We start from the raw sequence: 23,925 nt of genomic DNA on the forward strand, positions 1-23,925 counted from the left end.
TCCGGTGCAGCGCACCGGGCTCCTACAGGACGGCCATGCTCCAGTAACTCAGCCCGAGAAGCAGCAGCGCAGCTGCTGCCTCCAGCCAGCGGAATTTCACGGTGACCGGGGTGGTCTCCGCAGCTCCGGCATCGACAAGCCCGGCCTCGACCAGCTGCTCCCAGCGGGCACGCACCAGCTGCGCGGCCTGGCCGGAGTCAGTGGTCTTCAGGTCGCCGGGCCGCACGGAGTTCCCCGGACCGTACGTGCTGCCCGGCAGTCCGCGGAGATCCTCCGGACGGGCGTTGCGGCCGCCCCAGATGCCGGGCGCGGGAGCAGCCCACGCGCCATAGCTTCGGCCGGGCGTGATGAGGGTCAGCGCGTAGCGGGTATCCACCTGCACCAGCGCGGGCCACGGTACCGTGATGGCGCGGAACGGGTTCTCGATGGTGACGCCCGCATCGTGGACGACCACCGCGGGGCGCCAGAAGAGCAGCCAGCCCAGATAGGCGATGAGAAGCAGCGGCCAAACACCGGACAGGGCACCGGGCCCGCCCGCAACCATCAGGCCGGCCAGCCCGGCGGCTGCCACGAACCAGGAAAATCCGGCAAACCATTTGTTGGTGCGCGCCTTGAAGATTACGGCGTTTCCGGCGTGCGGCACAGTGCTCATGCCCCCAATAATTCAGTATTCCCGGCCGCAGCACTAATCTCAGCTGCTCCGCTGGCACGGGTGGAAGGACAACCCCAGCATGACTGACTACATCAGCCCTGACCGCCCGGCGTCGGACCCGCTGGAGCGCGATCCCATCGAACCCGGGGGCGGACAGCGGAAGGCCGCCGGGAAGGGCGCCGTCGTCCTCGAGGTGCGCGACCTCAGCGTCGACTTCGGCGTGGAGAAAAAGTGGGTGCCGGCCGCCGTCGGGCTTAACTATGAGGTGCGGGCCGGTGAAGTCCTGGCCATCGTCGGCGAATCCGGTTCCGGCAAGAGCGCCAGTTCCATGGCACTGCTGGGCCTGCTGCCCAGCAACAGCAGGGTGTCCGGGAGCGTCAGGCTCTCCGGCAAGGAGCTGCTGGGCGCGGACGCGGCCAACATCCGCAGCGTCCGCGGCAAGGACGTGGCCGTCATCTTCCAGGAGCCCATGACCGCGCTCAACCCGGTCTACACTGTGGGCGCCCAGATCGTGGAGACGGTGCGGCTCCACAACGAGGTCTCGCCGGAGCAGGCCAAGGAGCGCGCGCTGCGGATGCTGGAGCTCGTGGAGCTGCCGGATCCGGAGAAGGCGTTCAAGTCCTACCCGCACCAGCTCTCCGGCGGCCAGCGGCAGCGTGCCATGATCGCCCAGTCCCTGTCCTGTGATCCCAGACTGCTGATCGCCGACGAGCCCACGACGGCCCTGGACGTGACGGTGCAAGCGGAAATCCTGGACCTGATGAGGAACCTGCGCAACAAGCTGGACAGCGCCATCGTCCTGATCACCCATGACATGGGCGTCGTGGCTGACCTGGCCGACCGGATCGCCGTCATGCGCAAGGGCCTGATCGTGGAGACGGGCACCGCCGAACAGATCTTCCACAACCCGCAGCATCCGTACACGCAGGCGCTGCTCGCCGCCGTGCCGCACCTCGGACAGGGCGGAACCGAGGCCGAGCCCGACGTCGATGTGACGGCAGCGCTGGCAGCGGCCACGCACGCCGAGCTCGAGTCGGTGGACCACGAGGAACTGGTCCGCCGCGAGCGGGAGAACGCGGCTGCCCTGGCGGCCGCCGAATCCAGGGGACCCGTGGGCGAACCGGTCCTGGAGCTGACCGACGTCGCCATCGAGTACCCGAAACAGGGGCGCGTGCCGGCCTTCCGCGCCGTGGAGGGTGCCAACCTGACCATCCATCCCGGACAGGTGGTGGGCCTGGTGGGGGAGTCGGGTTCGGGCAAGACGACCATCGGGCGTGCCGCCGTCGGACTGCTGCCGGTCGCGGCCGGAACGATGCGCGTGGTGGGGCAGGACATCTCGGCCGCGAAGAAGAACGGCAAGCAGCTGCACCACGTGCGGCGGCACATCGGCATGGTGTTCCAGGACCCGTCTTCATCCCTGAACCCGCGCCTGCCCATCGGCGAAAGCATCGGCGAGCCGATGTACCTGGCCGGCGTGGCCAAGGGCGCCGACCTGCAGAAGCGCATCGAGGCCCTGCTGGACCAGGTGGAACTGCCCCGCAACTACCGGAACAGGTATCCGCATGAACTGTCCGGCGGGCAGAAGCAGCGCGTCGGCATTGCCCGCGCACTGTCGCTGAAGCCGAAGCTGATGGTGGCGGACGAGCCCACATCCGCGCTGGACGTGTCGGTTCAGGCCAAGGTCCTGGAGCTGTTCCAAAACCTCCAGCGCGAGCTGGGTTTTGCCTGCCTCTTCGTTACCCACGACCTCGCTGTGGTGGACGTGCTGGCGGACCGGATCTGCGTCATGCAGCGCGGCCGAATCGTGGAGCAGGGCTCCCGCGACCAGATCCTGCGCAACCCGCAGGAGGCCTATACGCAGCGGCTGCTCGCGGCCGTGCCGCTGCCGGACCCGGAAAAGCAGCGCGAACGCCGCGAACTCCGCGCCCAGCTACTGGCCACCGGAACGGAGTAGCCGGTTGTAAGGCAACAGCAAGCGAGCCGGTGCCGCCAAGAGGCGGCGCCGGCTCGCTTTGCGTCTGGTAAGTACACCTGGCAGGCCTGGGCAGTACACCGAGGACAGGGCCAGACACCTAGGACAGGGCCAGCCCCAGCTTCGCGAGCCTGTCACCCAACAGCACCCCCAGGGCGCGGTGGCCGTCGTTGTTCATGTGGACGCTGTCCTTGAGCTGCGCCTCCAGCCCGTACCGGCTGAGCCAGTCGCCGACGCTGACGAAGGGAATCCCGTGGTCCGCGGCGACGGTGCCCAGCAGGGCGTCCACCTCGGCGCGCCGGACGCCGCCGTGCTCCGCGCCCTTGCCCAGCGTTCCCACCATTGCCAGCTTCGCGCCGGGGTACCGCTGCTTGATGGTCGTAATGAGCCGGTCAGCGTTGGCTGAGATCTGTTCGTCGCTGGCGCCCTGCTTGGCGTCGTTGCCGCCGCCCTCGATAAGCACCAGCGGCGGGAAGCCGTAGGGGAGATGCCAGTGGCCGCGCTGCAGGGCATCCACGTAGTTTCCGGTACTGCCGTTGGAGGCGACGAAGCCGGTGCCGCCCTTGCCGCAGAAGAACACTTCATAGCCCAGCCCGGCCAGGGCCCGGCGCGGCCAGCTGCCCTGCGGTTCGGACTGCGAATCGCCGATCAGCAGCGCGGTGGTGGCGATGTTGCCCACGATCACCTCGTCCCGCCCGTTAACCGGGTTGCGGTAGAGGGCACCGGCAGGAAGGGTGGCGGGGTCGACGGCGGCCCCCAGGTCGCTCACGACGGCGGAGCCGGCAGCAACGGCTTCACCCGGGGCGGCCACCGGCGCGGCGGCACCCGCAGCCGCCGGGGCTGCCGTTCCGGCGCCGGACGCCGGTTCCTGTGCTGCGCCGCAGCCCGCCAAAAATACGCTGGCGGCAATGACCGGACCAATCAGGAGGGCCCGCGTCGAGGCTTGAAACATCCGTGGACTCCTGGCCTGTTCGTAAGTGGTCTAGCAATAGTGGTGGATCAGTTACGGAAAATCCAGTGATTTTGCTCACGGGGCCGGCTGTGGGATTCACGATTTGGTAACGGGTCCGCAGGCGGGGGAGGGTCCATGATTTAGGCCAATAAATGGCACAGCGTTTAGACTGGCAGTAGGTGCCCTGTGTTAAGGGTCTGATCCGTCGTGCGTTCCGGTAGGAAATGGCGCGATACAACAGCTGACTTCACCACTGAATCGAGCCATCACGCATGTCTGAAACCACCACCCAAACTGCCGCAAACATTGCATCCCGCAGTGACCTGCGCAACGTCGCGATTGTGGCCCACGTTGACCACGGCAAGACCACCCTTGTGGATGCCATGCTCAAGCAGACCAACTCCTTCGCCTCGCACGGAGAGGTCGAGGACCGCGTCATGGACTCCGGTGACCTGGAGCGCGAAAAGGGCATCACCATCCTGGCGAAGAACACCACCGTTGCGTACAACGGCCCCTCCTCCAACGGTGAGACCATCACCATCAACGTCATCGACACCCCCGGCCACGCCGACTTCGGCGGCGAGGTGGAGCGCGGCCTGTCCATGGTGGACGGCGTCGTCCTGCTCGTGGACGCCTCCGAGGGCCCGCTGCCGCAGACCCGCTTCGTTCTGCGCAAGGCCCTGGCCGCGCACCTGCCGGTCGTCCTGCTGGTGAACAAGACGGACCGCCCTGACGCCCGCATCGAAGAGGTTGTCCACGAGTCGATGGACCTCCTGCTCGGCCTGGCATCGGACCTCGCGGACGAGGTGCCGGACCTCGACCTGGACGAAATCCTCAACGTTCCGGTCGTGTACGCCGCCGCCAAGGTTGGCCGTGCATCCCTGGAGCAGCCGGCCGACGGCGCCGCCCCGGAGAACGAGGACCTTGAGCCGCTGTTCAAGACCATCATCGAGCACATCCCCGCCCCGACCTACAACCCCGAGGGCGTGCTGCAGGCCCATGTGACCAACCTGGACGCCTCGCCGTTCCTTGGCCGTCTCGCCCTGCTGCGCGTCTACAACGGCACCCTGCGCAAGGGCCAGCAGGTGGCCTGGGCCCGCCAGAACGGCGAGCTGAAGACGGTGAAGATCACCGAGCTCCTGGCCACCAAGGCCCTTGAGCGCGTTCCCGCCGAGTCCGCCGGCCCCGGCGAGATCGTCGCCGTCGCCGGCATCGAGGACATCACCATCGGTGAGACCCTGACCGACGTCGAAAACCCGCAGCCGCTGCCGCTCATCACCGTGGATGATCCCGCAATCTCCATGACCATCGGTATCAACACCTCGCCGCTCGCCGGCAAGGTCAAGGGTGCCAAGGTGACTGCCCGCCAGGTGAAGGACCGCCTGGACAAGGAACTGATCGGTAACGTCTCCATCAAGGTGCTGCCCACCGAGCGTCCGGATGCCTGGGAAGTCCAGGGCCGTGGCGAGCTCGCGCTGGCCATCCTCGTGGAGCAGATGCGCCGTGAAGGCTTCGAACTCACCGTGGGCAAGCCGCAGGTTGTCACCAAGACCATCGACGGCAAGGTGCACGAGCCGATGGAGCACATGACCATCGACGTGCCCGAAGAATACCTCGGCGCCGTCACCCAGCTGATGGCCGCCCGCAAGGGCCGCATGACCAACATGGCCAACCACGGCACGGGCTGGGTCCGGATGGAATTCATTGTTCCCGCCCGCGGCCTGATCGGCTTCCGCACCAAGTTCCTGACGGACACCCGCGGCGCCGGCATCGCGGCTTCGATCTCCGAGGGCTACGAGCCCTGGGCAGGCCCGATCGAATACCGCACCAACGGTTCCATGGTGGCCGACCGCGCCGGCGTGGTGACCCCGTTCGCCATGATCAACCTGCAGGAACGCGGCTCCTTCTTCGTCAAGCCGACCTCAGAGGTTTACGAAGGCATGATCGTGGGCGAGAACTCCCGCGCCGACGACATGGACGTGAACATCACCAAGGAAAAGAAGCTCACCAACATGCGTGCAGCTTCCTCCGACAGCTTCGAGAACCTGACCCCGCCGCGGGAACTGACCCTCGAGGAGTCCCTCGAATTCGCCCGCGAGGACGAGTGCGTCGAGGTCACGCCGGACGACATCCGCATCCGCAAGGTGATCCTGGACTCGAACGAGCGGGCCAAGGCCAACCGCGCCCGCGCGAAGGCGTAACGGTTCCCTCCTGCAGGGACCCGGAACCATGAACAGAGGAGCTGCCGGCAGGGCAGGCGGCCTGGCCGCCGCCCTGCCGGCAGCTCTTTTTGCTGCCCTCGCCGGAACCGCGCTGCACCGCCAGGAGCTTCCGGCCACCGGCGCTGCCCTGCCGCTGGGCGCCGTGGCGGCGCTGCTGCTCCTGGCGTCACTCCAGTTGTTCCTCGGGGCGGCGTTCCGGACGCTGATTCCGACGGCGGTGTGCGGCGCCGGCTGTTACGTCCTGGCCGGCTGGTGGTCCGGGATGGAGCCCGGCAAGCGGCTGATCGCGGGGCACCTGGCCGGGATGATCTGGGTGTACGGGATTGTGGCCGTGACGGTCGTGATGCTGGTGTGGTGCCGGCGGTACCGCCGCTAGCCGGCAGCGCTGCCAGCGGGAGCGCTCCCAGCGGCAGCGGTGCCGCCGCTAATCCGCCGTCGGGTCCCGGTGGTGGGCAATCATCAGCGAGGTTGCCTCGCCGTCGTCGTCCGCGGGAAGAGCCGTGTATTCCTCGACGACGGCGCGCAGCTTGCCCAGCATTTCCTCCCGCCGGGCGGCGTTGAACTTGACCCCGAGCCGCCACACCTCGATGTCTTCGGGCGGCAGGTCCCGGGTCTCCTGGAGGAATGTCTCGATGAGCACGGGCGCCACATTGTCCATAGGGGTGCTCCAGGACTTGCGGCTGGCGATGTAGGGCACTTCCGTGGCTCCGCGCCGGCCCTTCCGCCGCTCCTCCGGCAGCAGGAACCCGGTGCGCACCAGAGTCCGGACGTGATGCAGGCTGGACGCGGGATTCAGCCCGAGCAGTTCGGCGATCTCCTTGTTGGTCCGTGACTGGTGCAGGCATAGCCGGAGGATCCTCAGCCGCAGCGGCGAGCTCAGGGCGCGGCCCTTGGCCACGAGGTCTGCATCGCCGCTGTCCTGCGGGAGTTCCATAGACGCAAGTGTAACGAGCAATAACTGATTGACATATGTCAATCGCCCGTCAAGACTGAAGCCGTGACTGCCGAACCGACAGCGGCGGATCCCGCAAAAACATCGCTGTGGCGGGACCGCAACTTCACCACTTTCTGGGCCGGACAGGCTCTGGGCCAGTTCGGTGCGCAGCTGGGACAGCTGGCGTTCCCCGTCCTGGCCGTCACCCTGCTCCACGCCTCCGAATTCGAGGTGGGCATGCTGAACGCCGCAGGTCTGGCCGCGTTCCTGGCTGTCGGGCTGCCGGCCGGGGCCTGGGTGGACCGCTGGCTGAAACGCAGGACCATGATCACCGCGGACCTGCTGCGGATGGCCGCGATGGCCGTGGTGCCTCTCCTGTGGTGGAGCGGCAGCCTGGAAATCTGGCACCTGTATGCCGTGGCGGCGATCGTGGGGACGGCCACGGTGTTCTTCGACGTCGCCTACCAGAGCTACGTTCCGGTCCTGGTGCCGTCCCCGCATGTGCGGGAGGCCAACTCAAAGCTTGAGGCGACGGCCCAGATAGCGCGCATCGGCGGACCCGCTGCCGGTGGCGGGCTGCTCGCGGTCGTGTCGGCTCCCGTGCTGTTCGTGGGGGAAGCCGCAGGTTACCTGCTCTCCGCAGTCTTCCTGGCCCGCACCCGCGACTGGGAGGTGCGGGTGCCGGCGGCCGCGCGGCGCCCCCTTCCGGTCGAAATCCGGGAGGGGCTCTCCTTTGTTGTCCGTCACCCGCTCATCAGCCGCATCGCGGCCTGCACCGGCGGGATGAACTTTTCCGGCATGCTGATTTATACGCTGATGCCGGTGCTGGTGCTGCGAAACCTCGGGCTGGGGCCCCAGGGCATGGGGCTGATCATGACTGTGGGCGCCGTCGGTGGGCTGCTGGGCGCCGTCATGGCACCACGCGTCGCCGCCCGGATCGGCGAGGGCACGGCGATCCCTGTCTGTGCCGTGGTCAGCTCGGTCTTTCTGCTGCTGATACCGCTCGCAGGGATGGTTTCTAAGCCCGCCGCCTCACTGGTGCTGCTGTTGGTCTCCGAACTCGGGTTCGGCTTCAGCGTCCTGGTTTACAACGTCCTGCAGCTCACCATGCGCCAGCGGGTCTGCCCGCCACGGCTGCTGGGCCGCATGAACGCGTCCATCCGGTTTGCGGTGTGGGGCGTGATGCCGCTTGCTGCCTTGGCTTCAGGCTACCTGGGCGGGCACCTTGGCCTGGTGCCCACCATGATGATCGGAGCGGCGGGCAGCCTGCTCGCCACCGCGCCGGTCCTGTTCTCGCCCCTGCGCACGATGCGCACCCTTCCGGACGAAGTGCTTCCGGATGAGGTGCGGGAGGACGAACTGCTGGAGGACGAGGCGCCGGAAGAAGGCGCGGCCGGCGGCAGGGGATAGGCGCGGCTGCTGTCAGCCGGTTCCCGGCGGCGTCCGCCGTGCACCCCGCCGCGGAGGTGCCGGGGGCACCTGCTTGGCGGCCACCACCAGATCAAGGGGAATGCCGACGTCGGACCTCCGGGTCCGCACGGTGCATTCAGTTTCGCCGCACGCAAGGAGGTCTCCCAGCGCATCCGTAAAGCCGCCGTCGATCCTGTAGCGCACCACAACGCGCGTTCCGGCAGGGGCGGTGGCCAGGAACTCCCGGGGCGTTGGTGTTGTGGGACTCACCGGTCCATCGTATGACCTGCCCGGAGTATGACGCGCCGCTTCGTTGGCGGTACAGGTGTGGGAGATAATAGGCTCTGATAAGGACAGCCCGGCATGCAGGCCGGATGCAGCACCGGCCAGTCGCCGGGAATCAACGTGGAGAGGCAAGGGACGTGACGTACGTAATCGCGCAGCCGTGTGTGGATGTTAAGGACAAGGCATGCATTGAGGAGTGCCCGGTCGATTGCATCTACGAAGGCGAACGCTCCCTCTATATCCATCCCGATGAGTGCGTCGACTGCGGTGCCTGCGAGCCCGTCTGCCCGGTGGAAGCCATCTACTACGAGGACGACACCCCCGAGGAATGGGCCGACTACTACAAGGCAAACGTCGAGTTCTTTGACGACCTCGGCTCCCCGGGCGGAGCCGCCAAGGTGGGCAACACCGGCAAGGACCACCCGATGATTGCAGCGCTCCCGCCGCAGAACCAGGACCACTGAGGCGGACCTTTCGTGACTACAGCTGTGCGCAGTTTCGGCCTGAGCCTGCCCGACTATCCGTGGGAAGCGATGGCGCCGTACCTCGCCAAAGCGGCTGAGCACCCCGGCGGCGCGGTCAACCTGTCCATCGGCACGCCCGTGGACCCCACCCCGCCGGTCATCCAGGACGCCCTGAAGGCAGCCGCGGACGCGCCGGGCTACCCCACCGTCCACGGCACGCCGGCGCTCCGTGAGGCCATCGCCGCATGGTTCGCGCGCCGCCGCGGCGTGGAAGGGCTCGACCCCCGCGCCGTCATGCCGACCGTGGGTTCCAAGGAACTCGTGGCGTGGCTGCCGTTCCTGCTCGGCCTCAAGCCTGGCGACGTCGTTGTGCGGCCCACGGTGGCCTACCCGACCTACGACATCGGGGCCACATTCGCCGGTGCCACGGCAGTGGCAGCCGACGACCTGGACGAGCTGGACGCAGCCACCCGGGCTCGGGTCCGTTTGGTCTGGGTCAACTCCCCGGGCAACCCCACCGGCAGCGTCCGGGACGCCGCGTCACTGAAGAAGATCGTGGACCAGGCCCGTGAAATCGGTGCGGTGGTGGCCTCCGACGAATGCTATGCCGAGCTGGGCTGGGGGGAGTGGGACCTGCAGCGCGGAGGGCAGGCTGTTCCCAGCATCCTCGATCCTCGCGTGGCCGGCCCGTCCCACGACGGGCTCCTTGCCGTGTACTCGCTGAGCAAGCAGTCCAATCTGGCCGGTTACCGGGCCGCTTTTGTTGCCGGTGATGCCGCCCTCATGGCCAACCTCGTCAACAGCCGCAAGCACGCCGGCATGATCGTGCCGTACCCGGTGCAGGAAGCAATGCGCGTGGCCCTGGGCGACGACGCACACGTCCTGGCGCAGAAGGACCTGTACCGCGGGCGCCGGGAGCGGCTCCTGCCCGCACTCGAGGCCTTCGGCCTGACGCTGCACGAGTCCGCCGCCGGCCTGTACCTGTGGTGCACGGCGGGCGAAGCCACGTGGGATACGGTGGCACGCCTCGCGGAGCGCGGGATCGTGGTGGGCCCGGGCGTGTTCTACGGCGACGCCGGGCACGGCTACGTGCGTGTGGCCCTCACCGGCGCCGACGAACGGATCGACGCCGCGGTGGCCCGCCTGGCCTAGCACCTTGCCCCACGGTTCCGGCGGTTCCGTGGCGCGCCGGCCCGCCAGGCCGCCGACTTTTGCGGCTCCGGACGCCGTAACAATGGTGTGACTCGCGCCACAACGGGCCCGTTTAAGGGACAATCCGGCACTCCCGGATTAGTGGCAGCCCGCAAGTGGCGGTAGTTTTTAACTGACTATCAATGGTGGCTTTCTACAAGAAGGCAGCACGGCCGTTGGACGTCCCGCCGTGCGGGATAGCCGCGCGGCTCACCTGATGTTGGATCAAGCTTTCTAGAGAGGCCAAGAGGCCTCATGAAGGGGACTCCATGACTGAGACCACCAGCGCAACTGAGACCACCAGTGCGATCTTGCGCCACGCAGGCGGCGAACTCGAACTCCCGCGCATCAAAGTTGTTGAGGGAAACGAAGGCTACGACGTTTCCAAGCTACTGAAGCAGACCGGCGCCGTTGCCTTCGACCCCGGCTTCATGAACACGGCCGCCACGACGTCGGCCATCACCTACATCGACGGCGACGCAGGCATCCTGCGGTACCGCGGTTACCCGATCGAGCAGCTTGCCCAGCACTCCAGCTTCCTGGAGGTTTCGTACCTGCTGATCTACGGCAACCTCCCGACCCCGACGGAACTGGACGAATTCGACCAGAAGATCCGCCGCCACACGCTGCTGCACGAGGAGCTCAAGGGCTTCTTCGGCGGCTTCCCCCGCGACGCGCACCCGATGCCCGTGCTGTCCTCGGCCGTGTCCGCGCTGTCCACCTTCTACCAGGACTCGCTGGACCCGTTCAACGACGAGCAGGTGGAGGTTTCCACCATCCGCCTGATGGCGAAGCTGCCGGTCATTGCGGCCTACGCGCACAAGAAGTCGATCGGGCAGCCGATGCTGTACCCGGACAACTCCATGAACCTCGTGGAGAACTTCCTGCGCCTGAGCTTCGGCCTGCCGGCCGAGCAGTACGAGCTGGACCCGGTTGTGGTCAAGGCCCTGGACCTGCTCCTCATCCTGCACGCGGACCACGAGCAGAACTGCTCCACCTCCACGGTGCGCCTGGTGGGCTCCTCCAACGCCAACCTCTTCGCGTCCGTGTCCGCCGGCATCAACGCCCTGTTCGGCCCGGCCCACGGCGGCGCCAACGAGGCCGTCCTGAAGATGCTCCGCCAGATCCAGGCCGACGGCGTCAAGCCCGAGGACTACATGGAGAAGGTCAAGAACAAGGAAGACGGCGTCCGCCTCATGGGCTTCGGCCACCGGGTGTACAAGAACTACGACCCCCGGGCCAAGATCATCAAGGCAACCGCCCACGAGGTCCTCAGCAAGCTCGGCGGCCACGACGAGCTTCTGGACATCGCCATGCGCCTCGAGGAGAAGGCCCTCGGCGACGACTACTTCATCCAGCGCAAGCTGTACCCGAACGTGGACTTCTACACCGGCCTGATCTACAAGGCCATGGGCTTCCCCGAGAAGATGTTCACCGTGCTGTTCGCCATCGGCCGGCTTCCCGGCTGGATTGCCCAGTGGCGCGAAATGATCAACGATCCCAACACCAAGATCGGCCGTCCGCGGCAGCTCTACACAGGAGAGCCCGAGCGGCAGTACCCCGCCCGCTAGCAGTTTCCAGACGACGGCGGTCGTCCACCTTTCCGGTGGGCGGCCGCCGTCGTCTTTTAAAGCACTTGCTCCCTCCGGAGCGCCGCCGCCTTCTCACCGCACAGCCGTGCTAGAAACAAGGGTGCCGAAAATCGTGGACGCCGCGCAGCGGCGGCAGGAGATCGTTGCCGCCGTGTGCACAATCATTGCCACGGACGGCCTGGAACGGGCCTCCCTGCGCGAGGTGGCAGACGAGGCAGGCCTCGCCGTGGGATCGGTCCGGCACTACTTCGACAGCAGTGATGACCTGCTGGCCTTCGCCTTCGCCGCCGTATCGGACCGGATCCTGGCGCGTCTCAACGCCGCGCTCACCGGGCTGGTGGCAGCCGCTGAAGCGGACCAGGGCCGGGCGGTATTAACACTGCTGGGCGAATTCCTGCCCCTGGACGAGGACCGTGCCCTGGACGCGTGCGCCTGGCTGGCCTTCCGGAACGCTGCGCGGATCCGGCCCTTCCTGGCTGCCGAGGCGGATAGGAGCCACCGCGCGGTGGCCGCCGTCGTCGGCCAAGTGATCACCCGGCTTCTGGGCGAGGAGGCCGCCTCTGGAGGCGGTGCCGGGCCGCAGCTGGTGACGGCGGCCGAACACCTGCTGGCCACCCTGGACGGGCTGGCCATGCACGCCCTGCTCCAGCCGGGCTGGATGTCCCCGGAAATGTGCCGGGACGTGCTCGAAACCCATATTGACGGACTCCGCAGGAGGGTCGGCGCCAGCCATTAACGTCTCCGGTCCGGGGGAATAGACTGGGAGCCGGAGACGGGGTTGCCGGCAAAGACTGGGCGGGCATCAAGATGCAAGGAGGCATGCGCATGCAGCACACGGGCGGTCCAGGCTGGGACATCACAATGGACACGTCAGGGCCCATGCTCATTGCCCTCTACATACGTGACGTTGCCGGGCTCGACGGCGCGGGTTTCCCGGCGCTGTCGCATGCCGCACCGAAGGTCCGCCACGTGGACCACGCCCACCTCACGGCCGACGTCGGCGGCAAAAGCGCCCTGAAAACCGAGTGGGAAGCCTGGTGGGAGCAGCTCCTGAAGGCCCATCCGCAGATGTCCCCCGAACTGTCACCGCCAGGCTTCCGGGCCTTCGGCAACTCCCCGGCGCTGCGCAAGGTCCTGCAGGCCCACTTCGGCGCAGCCCTCACGTGGGCCCGGGAACGGCGCGCGGAGTACGCCGAGCTGGAGGCCGAGCGGGTGGCCGCAGGCTCAGCACATCTGCTCGAGGACATCGTGGAGGACAGGCTCCTGGAGGTGGGCCGGGATTCCCGGGACTTTGCGCTATCCATCATCGAGCTGCCGCTGGACGAGCAGCGGGCATGGTACCTGGAACCGGACAAGATCATCATGAGCCGCGAACTGCTGTCGCAGCCTGAGGTGTTCCGCAGCTACGTGCAGCCGGTTGTGGAGATGCTCGTCTAGCTGTTCAGGACCCGGGTGGTTCAGGCTCTGGCTGGTTCAGGGGCAGGCTGGTTCAGGACCCTGCGGCGGCCAGCGTGATGGCCACCCCGCCGCCGGCGTCGGGAGCATCCTGCCACCCGTCGCGGGCTTTCCTGTCCCACCGCTTGTTGCCCACGTCCACCCGTTCCACCGAAAGCTCCTTGGCGTTGGCCACTGCCCAGTGGGCCACGGACCAGGCATAGCTGTCGGCGACCTCGACCTTCACGGTCTGGCCGGTAGCCGCCGCGGGGATGTTGCCGTAGGCGGCTCCCAGTTCGCTGAGCAGGACGGCGGGGTCACCGGCGGCTTCGGGAGACCGGAGGGTGCAGTTCAGGGCTGCGGGCGTCTCACCCGTCAGCGCCGAGGCAAAAGCGCGTCCCATGCTTTCGTGCTCGGCGTATGCGGTGGGGTAGGCGGAGCGCTGGACCCGCTGTGCGGCATCGGTGATTTCAAGGGTGGCATAGCCGGGCACCTTCACGAGGGCGTCGTAGAAGGCGTTTGCGGCGTAGACGGGGTCCATGACCTGTTCCTGGGTGCCCCAGCCCTGCGACGGCCGCTGCTGGAAGAGCCCTCTGGAATCCGGGCCTGCAAGGTCTCCGTGGCTAATGTTCCGGAGCTTGGATTCCTGCATCGCGGTGGCCAGGGCTATGCTCGCTGCGCGCGGAGGAAGCCCGCGGCGCACTGAGACAGCGGTGATCAGCGCGGCGTTCGCTGCCTGGTCGGTGGCGAGCTGGGACCGCTGCGTGCCCACGGCGGCAGTGCATTCCTCGGTGATCAGCTTCTCGGAGCGCTGCACCAAGGTGGCTGCGGTATAGATGCCGCCGCCGACCAGGACGAGGAAGAGGCCGATGATCACAGCCCGGCGCAGCCTGCGTCTGCGTGTCACGTGGTTACTCCAGCAATCTGCCGGCACGCCCGTGCAGGGGCGTGCCGGCTATGTCCGGTCGGTTCGTCCGGTGGGTTCGCGTGCGGTCAGTTGGCGTGCAGGGCGTCGTTCAGCTCCACGGTCTGGCCCTTGCGGGGCAGGGCTTCGACCTCACCGGTGGTGGAGTTGCGGCGGAAGAGCAGGTTCGGGACGCCGGACAGCTCCACGGCCTTGACGATCTTGCTGGTGTCCTCGCCGTCGGCGTCCTTGGGGCCGGCAATGCGCACGCGGGTGCCTGCCGTGACGTACAGCCCGGCCTCCACCACGGAGTCGTCCCCGATGCTGATGCCGACGCCGGAGTTGGCGCCCAGCAGGACCCGCTGGCCCAGGGACACCTTTTCCTTGCCTCCGCCGGAGAGCGTGCCCATGATCGAGGCGCCGCCGCCGACGTCGGTGCCGTCGCCGGCCACCACGCCGGCGGAAATGCGGCCCTCAACCATGGAGGTGCCCAGGGTGCCGGCGTTGAAGTTCACGAAGCCTTCATGCATGACGGTGGTGCCTGCGGCGAGGTGGGCGCCCAGGCGCACCCGGTCGGCGTCGGCGATGCGCACGCCGGCGGGAACGACGTAGTCCACCATGCGGGGGAACTTGTCCACGCCGTAGACGGTGACAGCGCCGCGCTTGCGCAGCTTGGCGCGGGTCAGCTCGAACCCGTCCACGGCGCAGGGGCCGAAGTTGGTCCAGACGACGTTCGGGAGCTTGGCGAAGATGCCGTCCAGGTTGATGCTGTTGGGCTGGACCAGGCGGTGCGAGAGCAGGTGCAGGCGCAGGTAGGCGTCGGCGGTGTCGGCCGGGGCCTCGTCCAGGTTGATCTGGACAAACACCACCTTCTGTTCGGTGCCGCGGTCGGCGTCGGTGCCGGCAGCCGCGATGTCCGTCAGGGTTTCATCGGCGTTTTCCACGGCGCGGAGGCTTTCGGCGGCCACACCCAGGGCGGGGGCGGGGAACCATGCGTCCAGTACAGTGGCTTCGCCGTTCCGCGTGGCGATGGTGGCTACGCCGAAGCCATAAGCCGAACGGGATTCGTCGGACAGTGTCTGGGCAGCGGGCACGGCGGAAGAAGCGGTTTCAGTCATGCGCCAAGTCTATCGAGACGACGTGGACGCACCGAAACCGGTATTCACCTCTCTGAACCGCATTTGTCGGCCTGCCGGGCGCCGGGCAGGCGCCGGGCGGGCGCCGGGCGGGCCGCCGGGTTGGTGCCCGGTGGGGACCGGCGGGCGCGGGATACAGTGGGATGGTGATTGCCGAAACAGCCCCCGTAACCCTTGACCTGCGCCAGGACGTGGCACTGCTGACCTCAGCGCTCATCGACATCAACAGTGTCTCCGGCAACGAGCGCCAGCTTGCGGACGCCGTCGAGGAGGCGCTCCGCCAACTGCCCGGCCTCCACCTGGTCCGCGACGGCGACTCGATCATCGCCCGGACCAACCTTGGCCGGAGCGAGCGGGTCATTCTGGCAGGCCACCTGGACACCGTGCCCCTGCCCATCACCGAGGGGTCGCTCGGAACGGTGCCGTCCAGCTGGCCGTCCGGGGTTCCCGGCGACGGCGTCCTGTACGGCCGCGGCGCCACGGACATGAAGGGCGGTGTGGCGGTCCAGCTTGCACTGGCAGCCTCAATGTTCGACGGCGGCGCGGAACCGAGCAAGGACGTCACCTTTGTGTTCTACGACCATGAGGAGGTGGAGGCCGTCAAGAGCGGGCTGGGCCGGCTGGTCCGGAACCACGGCGCGCTCCTCGGCGGTGATTTCGCCATCCTCCTCGAGCCGACCGACGGCACCGTGGAGGGCGGCTGCAACGGCACCATGCGCTTCCACGCCACCACTTCCGGCGAAGCCGCACACTCCGCCCGGGCCTGGATGGGCCGCAACGCCATCCATGCCGCCGCGCCCATCCTGGAACGGCTCGCGGCCTACAGCCCGCAGACCGTGACTGTGGATGGCCTGGACTACCGCGAAAGCCTGAACGCGGTGAAGATCAACGGGGGCACCGCGGGCAACGTCATCCCGGACCGCTGCACCGTGGAGATCAACTACCGCTTCGCCCCGGACAAGACCCCGGACCAGGCCGAGGAGCACGTGCGGACGCTGCTGGACGGGTTCAACGTGGTCCGTACGGACAGCGCCGCCGGCGCGCGGCCGGGGCTGAACCACCCTGCCGCCGCGTCCTTCGTGGCCGCCGTGGGCGGTGAGCCGAAACCCAAATACGGCTGGACCGACGTCGCGCGCTTCAGCGAACTGGGCATCCCCGCCGTGAACTTCGGGCCCGGGGATGCGCTCCTGGCGCACAAGGACAACGAGCACGTGGAGGCCGAAGCCATCCGCACCTGCCTCCGCGCCCTGCAGACATGGCTGTCCTGAGAGCCGGCTGTCCAAACAGGCGTTAAGCACGGAGGGTCCGCAGCCGGATGGCTGCGGACCCTTCGTTGTGAATGCCTGCCTTACTTCACCGGTTTTATTTCACGACGGTGGAAACGCCGGCGGTGGGGGCCTTCGCCACTCCGCCTGCGGCCTTCTTGGACCCGTGCCGCTCGATCCAGATGGCCAGCCGGGACACTGCAAGGTTGATGGCGATGTAGATGGCCGCGGCCACGAAGAACACCGGGAACAGGAACTGCGGGCCCAGGAAGTCCGCCATCACCTGCACTGCGCGCAGCAGTTCGGCGTAAGCGACGATGTAGCCCAGCGACGTGTCCTTCAGCAGGACCACCAGCTGCGCCACGAGGGACGGCAGCATGCGGCGGATGGCCTGTGGCAGTTCGATGGTCAGCCGGGACTGGAAGCTCGTCAGGCCGATCGCCAAACCCGCTTCGCGCTGGCCCCGGGGGAGGGACTGGATACCTGCGCGGATGATCTCGGCGAAGATCGCGGCGTTGTAAAGGACCAGGCCGGCCACTACGGCGATGAACGAACTGGTGGCGAAGACCAGCAGCACGAACAGCATCATCAGGACCACGGGCATGCCGCGCAGGAATTCCAGCACGATCCTGGTGGGGACCCGGATCCAGGCGACGTCGGAAATGCGCATCAGGCACAGCAGGAGTCCCAGGGGAAAAGCGATGACCGCTGCGATGGCCGCCGCGCTCAGCGTCGCACCGATGCCGTTGAAGATCAGCGTCCAGACATCCGCCTGGCTGAAGATCGCCCAGCGCTGCGCCTGGAAGATCCCCTGCTGGGCGAGGGTCATGATGGCCCAGGCCAGCAGGGCGGCGATCAGCACGACGCCGATCACGGACCCGATCAGTGAGATGCGGCGGGCCTTGGGACCGGGGACGTCGTAGAGAACCGAACTCATCGGGCGATCGCCACCTTTCGTTCGACCTGGTGGGCGAGGTAGCCCAGCGGCACGGTGATCAGGAGATAGAAGAAGGCAACGCCCGCGAGGACCCACATGACGGCGTCGCCATGGTCATTGGCGAGCTGCTTGCCGTAGCCGAACAGCTCCAGCACATAGAAGGCACCGGCCACGGAGGAGTTCTTGACGAGCGCGATGAGGATGTTGATCATCGGCGGAATCACGGTGCGGAGCGCCTGCGGCAGGATGATCAGCGACAGGACCTGGCCGAACTTCATGCCGATGCTGCGGGCAGCCTCGGCCTGGCCCACGGGAACGCTGTTGACGCCCGAACGCACGGCCTCGGCGATGAACGCGGCCGTGTAGGCGCTCAGGGCGATGATGGCGGCGACCTCGAACTGCTGGAAGGTCACGCCGAGCCGGGGGAGGACCACTGCCGCGAAGAAGAAGGCGATGGTGAGCGGGGTGTTGCGCACCACCTCAACGTAGAACATGCTGAAGCCGCGGAGGGCAGCCACGGGGGATACCCGGGCGGCAGCCAGCAAGGTGCCGGCAATCAGCGCGATGATGCCGGAAACGGCGGCCAGGAACAGGGTTCTGAGAAAACCGTCCCAATATTGCGGGAGGCTTTCAATAATGACGTCCATAGGATCCTTTAGCTGCGTTCAGGGGAATGTGCGGAAAACGGAAGCGGCGGTTACCGGCAGGCCATGGAAGCACAGCCGCCGGTAACCGCCACGATCGTCCTAGTAGCGGTCGATGGCCGGAAGTTCCGGAGCCGTCTTGATGACCGCGCCTGCCGTGTCCTCCCAGGCCTTCTTGTAGGAGCCGTCCTTGGAGAAGCTTTCCAGCTGGTCATTGATCCAGGTGCGGAACTCGGTGTCGCCCTTCTTAAGGCCGATGCCGTAAGGCTCCTTGGTGAAGGTCTCGTCAGATGCCAGCTTGAACGCGTCGGGCTCCTTGTTCACGAAGCCTGCCAGGATGACGTTGTCGGTGGTCACAGCTTCCACCTGCTTGTTGCGCAGCGGTTCGAGGCAGCCCGAGTAGGTGGCGGCCGGAACCAGGACCGCGCCGTACTTCTCCACGATGGTGGAGGCAGGGGTGGAGCCCGTCACGGAGCAGACGTTCTTGCCCTTGACATCTTCGGGCTTGGTGATCGAAGTGTTGTCCTTGTTCACCATGAGGGCCTGGCCGGCTTCGTAGTACGGGCCGGCGAAGTCAACTTCGGTCTTGCGCTTGTCGTTGATGGTGTAGGTGGCCACGATCATGTCCACCTTGCCCTGCTTGATGAACTGCTCACGGTTGGCCGAGACGGTTTCGACCCATTCGATCTTGTCCGCCGGGATGCCCAGCTTGGCGGCGAGCAGCTTGCCGATTTCGACGTCGAAACCGACCGGCTTGCCGTCCAGGCCCTTCTGGCCGAACAGGGGCTGGTCGAACTTGGTACCAATGGTGATCTTGCCCGCGGACGCGAGCTTTTCCATGGTGGTTCCTGCAGCGAAGCTGGGCTTCTCGACCGGCGAGGGGTTGGAGCCGGTCCCGGTGCCGCCGCCGCCGCAAGCGCTCAGTGTGAGAGCGATGGCCGCGGATGCTGCTGCCAGAAGGGATTTCCTTCGGGTCAAAAATGCCTTCATGACATTCCTTTCATTGGGCGGCCGCCGATGACGGCCTGGGTGCAAAATCGGGTGGTCTTGAAGCTGGGGACTGCGGAATTGGTTGTCAGTGCGTGAGCAGCTTGGACAGGAAGTCCTTGGCGCGGCTGCTCTGGGGGTTCGTGAAGAACTCCTCGGGAGTGGCGTCCTCCACGATCTGTCCGTCGGCCATGAACACCACGCGGTCGGCGGCCTTGCGGGCGAAGCCCATCTCGTGGGTCACCACGATCATGGTCATGCCCTCCTTGGCCAGCTGGATCATGACGTCCAGGACCTCGTTGATCATTTCCGGGTCGAGCGCCGAGGTGGGCTCGTCGAACAGCATGACTTTGGGCTTCATGGCGAGGGCGCGGGCGATGGCCACGCGCTGCTGCTGGCCGCCGGAGAGCTGCGCCGGCAGCTTGGGTGCCTGGTGGCCCACGCCCACGCGCTCCAGCAGGGCCATGGCCTCCTTGTCCGCTTCGGCCTTGGACATGCCCTTGACCTTGATGGGGCCCAGGGTCACGTTTTCCAGGATGGTCTTGTGCGCGAACAGGTTGAAGGACTGGAACACCATGCCGACGTCGGCGCGGAGCCGGGCAAGCTCCTTGCCCTCCTCGGGCAGGCGCTTGCCGTCGATGGCGATGTCGCCGTCGTCGATGGTCTCAAGCCGGTTGATGGCACGGCATAGCGTGGATTTTCCCGAACCTGACGGGCCAATGACCACAACCACCTCGCCCTTGCGGACCTGGAGATTGATGTCCTTCAGAACGTGCAGCTGACCGTAATGCTTGTTGACGGCATTCAGGGAGACGAGTGCGTCGCCGGGCAGTTGAGTAGTCATAGGAATGAATCTAGCGAACATTGTCCGGTTATGACCGGAATCACCCCAACTTCCGCTGATCGTAATTCAAGAGATACCTGCAGGTCAGCAGGTTAGCCTTGGGGGATGAGCATCAACGCAGATCCGTCAAAATCAGTACAGCCCCGCCGGAAAGGGCCCCTAGAACTGCGCCGCAAGCAGGCGGCCGTGGAGATGTCGGATCAGCGGCTGCTCGACACCAAGGGACCCGGCCACTTCATCCACACCGACCCGTGGCGGGTCATGCGGATCCAGAGCGAGTTCGTGGAAGGCTTTGGTGCGCTTTCCGACCTGGGCCAGGCGGTCAGCGTGTTCGGCTCCGCGCGCACCAAGCCCGGCAGCGCGTTCTACGACATGGGCGTCGAGGTGGGACGCAAACTGGCTGAAGCCGGCGTGGCCGTCATCACCGGCGGCGGGCCTGGCTCGATGGAAGCGGCCAACAGGGGAGCCGTGGAGGGCAACGGAGTATCTGTGGGCCTCGGCATCGAACTGCCGTTCGAGCAGGGCCTGAACCAGTGGGTGGACCTCGGCATCAACTTCCGCTACTTCTTCGCCCGGAAGACCATGTTCGTGAAGTACGCCCAGGGCTTCATCGTTCTTCCCGGCGGCCTCGGCACTCTGGATGAGCTCTTTGAAGCCATGGTCCTCGTCCAGACGCAGAAGGTGACCTCGTTCCCGATCGTCCTGCTGGGGGCGCAGTTCTGGGGACCGATGATCGATTGGATCAAGGGCACGCTGGTGGCGGAGGGCATGGTCTCGGAAAAGGACCTGGACCTTATCCAGGTGGTGGACAGCCCGGAGGAAGCCGTGAATCTGGTCCTCCACGGCCATGTTCGGGCGCCCTCCACGAACGGCGACCAGCGCCCCGAGTAGCGGCTCCGGCCGGCAGATGCGCGGGCCGCAGGGGCGGGCGGGGCTGCGTCTGGCACGATGGGTGATGTGAGTTTCTTCCTCGTTTTCCTCGCCATCGTCCTGATTGGCGCCACCGCCCTCATCGGGACTGACATCGGGGCGGGCATATTGCGGAGGAAACGCGCCCGTGTGCCCCTCGCGGGGGACGGGTTCAAAGACGGGTTCGATGAGCCCGTGGCATCCCTGCCGCCGGTGCTGCTTCCCGACGACGCCACGCCGGCCGACGTCGACCATGTCCGGTTTGCGCTGGGGCTCCGGGGTTATCGGATGGACCAGGTGGACCAGGTGCTGGACGACCTGCGCGACCAGCTGGCCGCCAAGAACGCCGAAATTGAACGTCTCCGGGGGCAACTGCTCGCCTATGCCGGACAGTTGCCGGCCACCGAACAGCCGGCAATGGAACAGTTGGCCACTGATCAGCGAGCAACTGGACAGCCGGCCGCCGAGGAACGGGCGTGAGTTCGCCCATGCCGTCTCCGGGCCCGGTGCCGCCTGCAACAGCCGAACCCCCGCCGTCGAATTCCGGGACGCGCCTGGATGCGGTGTTCCGCGGCGCCGCGGAACGGATCGGCGGCCGTCTGGTCCGTTGGCCGTGGTGGGCGCAGGTGGCGGCGGTCTACGTGGCCGCCCGGCTGGTCAGCGCCTGCATCTTCATGTCGGCGGCACTGCACCAGGGATTGAACCCCTGGTTCCCGGCCAAGCCCGACTACTGGAACTTCATCAACATCTGGGACGCGCGGTGGTACGAGTCCGTCATGACCGGCGGGTACCCGTCGGAACTGCCGGTGGATGCGGCCGGGAACGTCCAGGAGAACACCTGGGCCTTCTATCCGCTGTTTCCGATGCTGGGGCGGATGCTGTCTGCTGCCACGGGCATGAGCCCCGCCGCCGCGCTCATCCTGATCGCCATGTTCGCCGGGCTGGCGGCCTCGCTGGTGGTCTATCGGCTGTTCCGCACCAAGGCGGCCCACTGGCCGGCCCTGTGGGGCACCGCGTTCTTCTCCACGTTCCCCGTTTCGCCGGTGCTGCAGGTTCCCTACGCGGAATCCCTGAACCTCCTGCTGCTGGCCACTGCGCTGCTGCTGGTAATCCGGCGGCACTACCTCTGGGCCATTCCGGTGGTTCTGGCCATGTGCCTCTCCCGGCCCACCGGCGTGCCGTTTGCGGCGGCCGTCGGGATCCTGTTCCTGTACCGGGCGTGGGAAGCGTGGCTCGAGGCGCGAAACAGGGATTTTGGAACCAGCGGACGGCCCGGCACACGGCGCCGGGTCCACAGCAGGAATGATCTGTGGTCCCTCGCAGTGCTCACTGCCGTCAGCTGCGCAGGGGCCCTCGCCTGGCCTGCCATCGCCTGGGCGACCACCGGGGACATCGCTGCCTACACCAAGACCGAAACCGTATGGCGCGGGCACGACCTCGTGCCGTTCAAGCCCTGGTTCGACACCGGCATCCAACTGTTCGGGCCCGTGCTGGGACTCGTGGCGCCGTTCGTCTTCGTGGCGGTGTTCGGACTCTTCATGGCGTCCCCGCCGGTGCGCCGGCTGGGGCCGGAACTCCGGCTGTGGTGCGTGTGCTACATGGGATACCTCGTGATGTTCCTGCACCCGCAGACCAGCACCTTCCGCATGCTGCTGCCGCTGTTTCCGCTTGCCCTGGCCGCCGCGCTCGTTTCCCGGTCGCGCGCCTACCGGGGGGCCGTCATCACGATGTTCATCCTGCTGCAGATCGTGTGGATCGTCTGGCTGTGGGCGTGGGCGCAACTGCCTGGCGGAGGCGACTATCCGCCGTGACGCGTCCGGGGTTTCCCCAGCTCAGACCGCAGAAGGGCGCAGGAATCCGGCCGCGGACGAATTGTCCATCGATTAGCTACAGACGGGTAATTACAGGATAATAGGTACTAAGCAAGGACAAATAGCATTCGGATTGTTCAGCCATGGCGGCTGCCGAAAGGACCGCCAGAGCGGCTTTGTTTTGACCACGCGGACTCAGCCCGGCCGGGCTGCTCGGTCCTGGGACTACTGGAGGGGATTTTCCTCATGGCGGCTATGAAACCACGCACCGGCGACGGCCCTATGGAAGTAACCAAGGAGGGCCGCAGCCTGATCATGCGTGTGCCGCTCGAAGGCGGCGGCCGGCTCGTGGTTGAACTTAATGCCGCAGAGGCGGCCAACCTGAAGGAATGCCTCGTCGGCGTCACCGAATAAGAATTGAGGCAGGGCCCGCAGCCGGAAGGCTGCGGGCCCTGCCTTTTTCCTGGCCCTTTTTGGCCGTTTGGACAGTCCTGTCCGACCGGCCTATTTCTTGACGGCTACCAGCAGCCCGTCACCGGTGGGGAGCATCGCGGAAGCCAGCCGGTCGTCGTCGCGCACGGCCTTGCCCACCTGGCGCAGCACAACGGTGGTGGCGTCACGGGCCGCAGGGTTGGACACCCGGTCCTTGTCCAGGGCGTCATTGACGATCAGCAGGCCACCGGTCTTGAGCAGGCGTATGGCCTGCTCGACGTAGCGGGGAAAGTTGGGCTTGTCCCCGTCGATGAAAACGAGGTCATACGCGGCGTCGGTGAGCCTCGGCAGGACATCGCCGGCGCGGCCGGAGATGGTGCGGGTGCGGTTCGCCGGGCTGCCTGCTTCCTGGAACGCCTCCCGCGCGGCCTTCAGGTGCTCGACGTCCACGTCGATGGTGGTGAGCACGGCCTGCGGGCCGAGACCGCGGAGCAGGCAGACGCCCGAGACGCCGGCACCGGTGCCAATCTCGACGGCGGTCTGCGCCTTGGAAGCCGCCGCCAGGACAGTCAGCACGGCGCCAACGCCGCGGCCGATGGGTGTGACGCCAAGTTCGAACGAACGCTCCCGGGCGCGCAGCAAGACCTCATCCTCGGCAGGCAGATCTTCTGCATAGGACCAGCTCGTGGACTTGTCGGCGCTCATGGGTTTCGCTTTCTGGGCGGCAGGGGGCATGTTCTTACAGCGTACTTGGTTGGACGGCGCCCAAGCGGCAAGTGACAGTAAGGGCGCCTGTGATGGCGAATACTGTCCCGCCGCCGGGCTGAGGGGGAGGTGAATTCCTCCAAAAGAGGCAGGAATTCCCGGTCCGGAGTTGCGCTTTTAGCAAAGAGGGGCTCCGCAGTCAGGAAATTCCCAGCCAACTTTGACATGATAATAATCCGCTCA

25 protein-coding genes are annotated in these 23,925 nt (G+C 66.8%); 14 read left to right on the forward strand and 11 right to left on the reverse strand.

Annotated features, from left to right (window positions below; translation table 11 throughout):
* Positions 1-22 precede the first annotated feature (22 nt).
* A complete protein-coding gene (locus tag BWQ92_RS17290) occupies positions 23-652 on the reverse strand; it encodes a PH domain-containing protein (RefSeq protein ID WP_083706349.1) in 630 nt (209 codons plus the stop codon).
* A gap of 79 nt (positions 653-731) precedes the next feature.
* On the opposite strand from BWQ92_RS17290, the gene BWQ92_RS17295 reads away from it, so the two are divergent.
* Positions 732-2,606, forward strand: coding sequence for an ABC transporter ATP-binding protein (locus tag BWQ92_RS17295; protein WP_076801503.1), 1,875 nt, complete (start codon positions 732-734; stop codon positions 2,604-2,606).
* A 118-nt stretch (positions 2,607-2,724) separates the two neighbouring features.
* Here the strand turns inward: BWQ92_RS17295 and BWQ92_RS17300 are convergent, their stop codons facing one another.
* On the reverse strand, positions 2,725-3,576 hold the full coding sequence (locus BWQ92_RS17300) for an SGNH/GDSL hydrolase family protein (RefSeq protein ID WP_076801505.1): 852 nt from the start codon (positions 3,574-3,576) through the stop codon (positions 2,725-2,727).
* A 272-nt stretch (positions 3,577-3,848) separates the two neighbouring features.
* Between BWQ92_RS17300 and typA the strand changes: the two genes are divergently transcribed.
* Together typA and BWQ92_RS17310 are read left to right on the forward strand one after the other, a co-directional pair.
* Positions 3,849-5,777, forward strand: coding sequence for a translational GTPase TypA (gene typA, locus BWQ92_RS17305; protein ID WP_076801508.1), 1,929 nt, complete (start codon positions 3,849-3,851; stop codon positions 5,775-5,777).
* A gap of 28 nt (positions 5,778-5,805) precedes the next feature.
* Positions 5,806-6,174 carry a hypothetical protein gene (locus BWQ92_RS17310; protein WP_076801510.1) on the forward strand — a complete coding sequence of 123 codons (369 nt, stop codon included), beginning with the start codon at positions 5,806-5,808 and terminating at the stop codon, positions 6,172-6,174.
* A 48-nt stretch (positions 6,175-6,222) separates the two neighbouring features.
* On the opposite strand, the gene BWQ92_RS17315 is transcribed toward BWQ92_RS17310, so the two are convergent.
* The gene (locus BWQ92_RS17315) at positions 6,223-6,732 is read right to left on the reverse strand and encodes a helix-turn-helix domain-containing protein (RefSeq protein ID WP_076801512.1); all 510 of its coding nucleotides are present in this window, start codon (positions 6,730-6,732) and stop codon (positions 6,223-6,225) included.
* A 63-nt stretch (positions 6,733-6,795) separates the two neighbouring features.
* Here BWQ92_RS17315 and BWQ92_RS17320 point away from each other — a divergent pair, with 63 nt between their 5' ends.
* Positions 6,796-8,142, forward strand: a complete 1,347-nt coding sequence (locus tag BWQ92_RS17320) for an MFS transporter (protein WP_083706350.1) — start codon at positions 6,796-6,798, stop codon at positions 8,140-8,142.
* 12 nt (positions 8,143-8,154) lie between these two features.
* Here BWQ92_RS17320 and BWQ92_RS17325 read toward each other — a convergent pair whose 3' ends face one another.
* Positions 8,155-8,412: a putative acetyltransferase gene (locus BWQ92_RS17325; protein ID WP_236782993.1), complete on the reverse strand. Its 258-nt coding sequence runs from the start codon at positions 8,410-8,412 to the stop codon at positions 8,155-8,157.
* Between the two features lie 152 nt (positions 8,413-8,564).
* Between BWQ92_RS17325 and fdxA the strand changes: the two genes are divergently transcribed.
* The 5 genes from fdxA (at position 8,565) to BWQ92_RS17350 (ending at position 13,111) form a co-directional block, all read left to right on the forward strand.
* Positions 8,565-8,891 (forward strand): ferredoxin, encoded by a 327-nt coding sequence (gene fdxA, locus BWQ92_RS17330; RefSeq protein WP_026265673.1) that lies wholly within the window; start codon positions 8,565-8,567, stop codon positions 8,889-8,891.
* A gap of 12 nt (positions 8,892-8,903) precedes the next feature.
* Complete coding sequence (dapC, locus tag BWQ92_RS17335) at positions 8,904-10,043, forward strand: succinyldiaminopimelate transaminase (RefSeq protein ID WP_076801514.1); 1,140 nt, start codon at positions 8,904-8,906, stop codon at positions 10,041-10,043.
* 308 nt (positions 10,044-10,351) lie between these two features.
* A complete protein-coding gene (locus BWQ92_RS17340) occupies positions 10,352-11,653 on the forward strand; it encodes a citrate synthase (protein WP_076801517.1) in 1,302 nt (433 codons plus the stop codon).
* 121 nt (positions 11,654-11,774) lie between these two features.
* Positions 11,775-12,410: a TetR/AcrR family transcriptional regulator gene (locus tag BWQ92_RS17345; RefSeq protein ID WP_076801519.1), complete on the forward strand. Its 636-nt coding sequence runs from the start codon at positions 11,775-11,777 to the stop codon at positions 12,408-12,410.
* 89 nt (positions 12,411-12,499) lie between these two features.
* Positions 12,500-13,111: a hypothetical protein gene (locus BWQ92_RS17350; protein WP_076803792.1), complete on the forward strand. Its 612-nt coding sequence runs from the start codon at positions 12,500-12,502 to the stop codon at positions 13,109-13,111.
* Between the two features lie 52 nt (positions 13,112-13,163).
* Here BWQ92_RS17350 and BWQ92_RS17355 read toward each other — a convergent pair whose 3' ends face one another.
* Positions 13,164-14,015 (reverse strand): hypothetical protein, encoded by an 852-nt coding sequence (locus BWQ92_RS17355; RefSeq protein WP_076801521.1) that lies wholly within the window; start codon positions 14,013-14,015, stop codon positions 13,164-13,166.
* A gap of 86 nt (positions 14,016-14,101) precedes the next feature.
* Positions 14,102-15,130, reverse strand: a complete 1,029-nt coding sequence (dapD, locus tag BWQ92_RS17360) for a 2,3,4,5-tetrahydropyridine-2,6-dicarboxylate N-succinyltransferase (RefSeq protein WP_076801524.1) — start codon at positions 15,128-15,130, stop codon at positions 14,102-14,104.
* Between the two features lie 161 nt (positions 15,131-15,291).
* Here dapD and dapE point away from each other — a divergent pair, with 161 nt between their 5' ends.
* Positions 15,292-16,416, forward strand: a complete 1,125-nt coding sequence (dapE, locus tag BWQ92_RS17365; protein ID WP_157365188.1) for a succinyl-diaminopimelate desuccinylase — start codon at positions 15,292-15,294, stop codon at positions 16,414-16,416.
* A gap of 94 nt (positions 16,417-16,510) precedes the next feature.
* Here dapE and BWQ92_RS17370 read toward each other — a convergent pair whose 3' ends face one another.
* From BWQ92_RS17370 to BWQ92_RS17385, 4 genes are all read right to left on the reverse strand, one after another.
* Positions 16,511-17,350 (reverse strand): amino acid ABC transporter permease, encoded by an 840-nt coding sequence (locus BWQ92_RS17370; protein WP_076801526.1) that lies wholly within the window; start codon positions 17,348-17,350, stop codon positions 16,511-16,513.
* The gene (locus tag BWQ92_RS17375) at positions 17,347-17,997 is read right to left on the reverse strand and encodes an amino acid ABC transporter permease (protein ID WP_076801528.1); all 651 of its coding nucleotides are present in this window, start codon (positions 17,995-17,997) and stop codon (positions 17,347-17,349) included. The genes BWQ92_RS17370 and BWQ92_RS17375 overlap by 4 nt, the downstream gene beginning before the upstream one ends.
* 99 nt (positions 17,998-18,096) lie before the next feature.
* Positions 18,097-18,984, reverse strand: a complete 888-nt coding sequence (locus tag BWQ92_RS17380; protein ID WP_076801530.1) for a glutamate ABC transporter substrate-binding protein — start codon at positions 18,982-18,984, stop codon at positions 18,097-18,099.
* 85 nt (positions 18,985-19,069) lie between these two features.
* Positions 19,070-19,825: an amino acid ABC transporter ATP-binding protein gene (locus tag BWQ92_RS17385; protein ID WP_076801533.1), complete on the reverse strand. Its 756-nt coding sequence runs from the start codon at positions 19,823-19,825 to the stop codon at positions 19,070-19,072.
* Between the two features lie 105 nt (positions 19,826-19,930).
* Between BWQ92_RS17385 and BWQ92_RS17390 the strand changes: the two genes are divergently transcribed.
* The 4 genes from BWQ92_RS17390 to BWQ92_RS17405 all read left to right on the forward strand — a co-directional run bounded on the left by BWQ92_RS17390 (position 19,931) and on the right by BWQ92_RS17405 (position 22,959).
* Positions 19,931-20,716 carry a TIGR00730 family Rossman fold protein gene (locus BWQ92_RS17390; RefSeq protein ID WP_076801535.1) on the forward strand — a complete coding sequence of 262 codons (786 nt, stop codon included), beginning with the start codon at positions 19,931-19,933 and terminating at the stop codon, positions 20,714-20,716.
* 57 nt (positions 20,717-20,773) lie between these two features.
* Positions 20,774-21,214, forward strand: a complete 441-nt coding sequence (locus BWQ92_RS17395) for a DivIVA domain-containing protein (protein WP_083706351.1) — start codon at positions 20,774-20,776, stop codon at positions 21,212-21,214.
* The gene (locus BWQ92_RS17400; RefSeq protein WP_157365189.1) at positions 21,211-22,545 is read left to right on the forward strand and encodes a hypothetical protein; all 1,335 of its coding nucleotides are present in this window, start codon (positions 21,211-21,213) and stop codon (positions 22,543-22,545) included. Before BWQ92_RS17395 ends, BWQ92_RS17400 begins: the two co-directional genes overlap by 4 nt.
* 246 nt (positions 22,546-22,791) lie before the next feature.
* Positions 22,792-22,959, forward strand: coding sequence for a DUF3117 domain-containing protein (locus BWQ92_RS17405; RefSeq protein WP_009357720.1), 168 nt, complete (start codon positions 22,792-22,794; stop codon positions 22,957-22,959).
* A gap of 90 nt (positions 22,960-23,049) precedes the next feature.
* Here the strand turns inward: BWQ92_RS17405 and BWQ92_RS17410 are convergent, their stop codons facing one another.
* Positions 23,050-23,682, reverse strand: a complete 633-nt coding sequence (locus BWQ92_RS17410; RefSeq protein WP_076801538.1) for an O-methyltransferase — start codon at positions 23,680-23,682, stop codon at positions 23,050-23,052.
* Between the last annotated feature and the right edge of the window lie 243 nt (positions 23,683-23,925).

Origin of the sequence: Arthrobacter sp. QXT-31 (assembly GCF_001969265.1) — a bacterium.
Classification (GTDB): Bacteria; Actinomycetota; Actinomycetes; order Actinomycetales; family Micrococcaceae; genus Arthrobacter.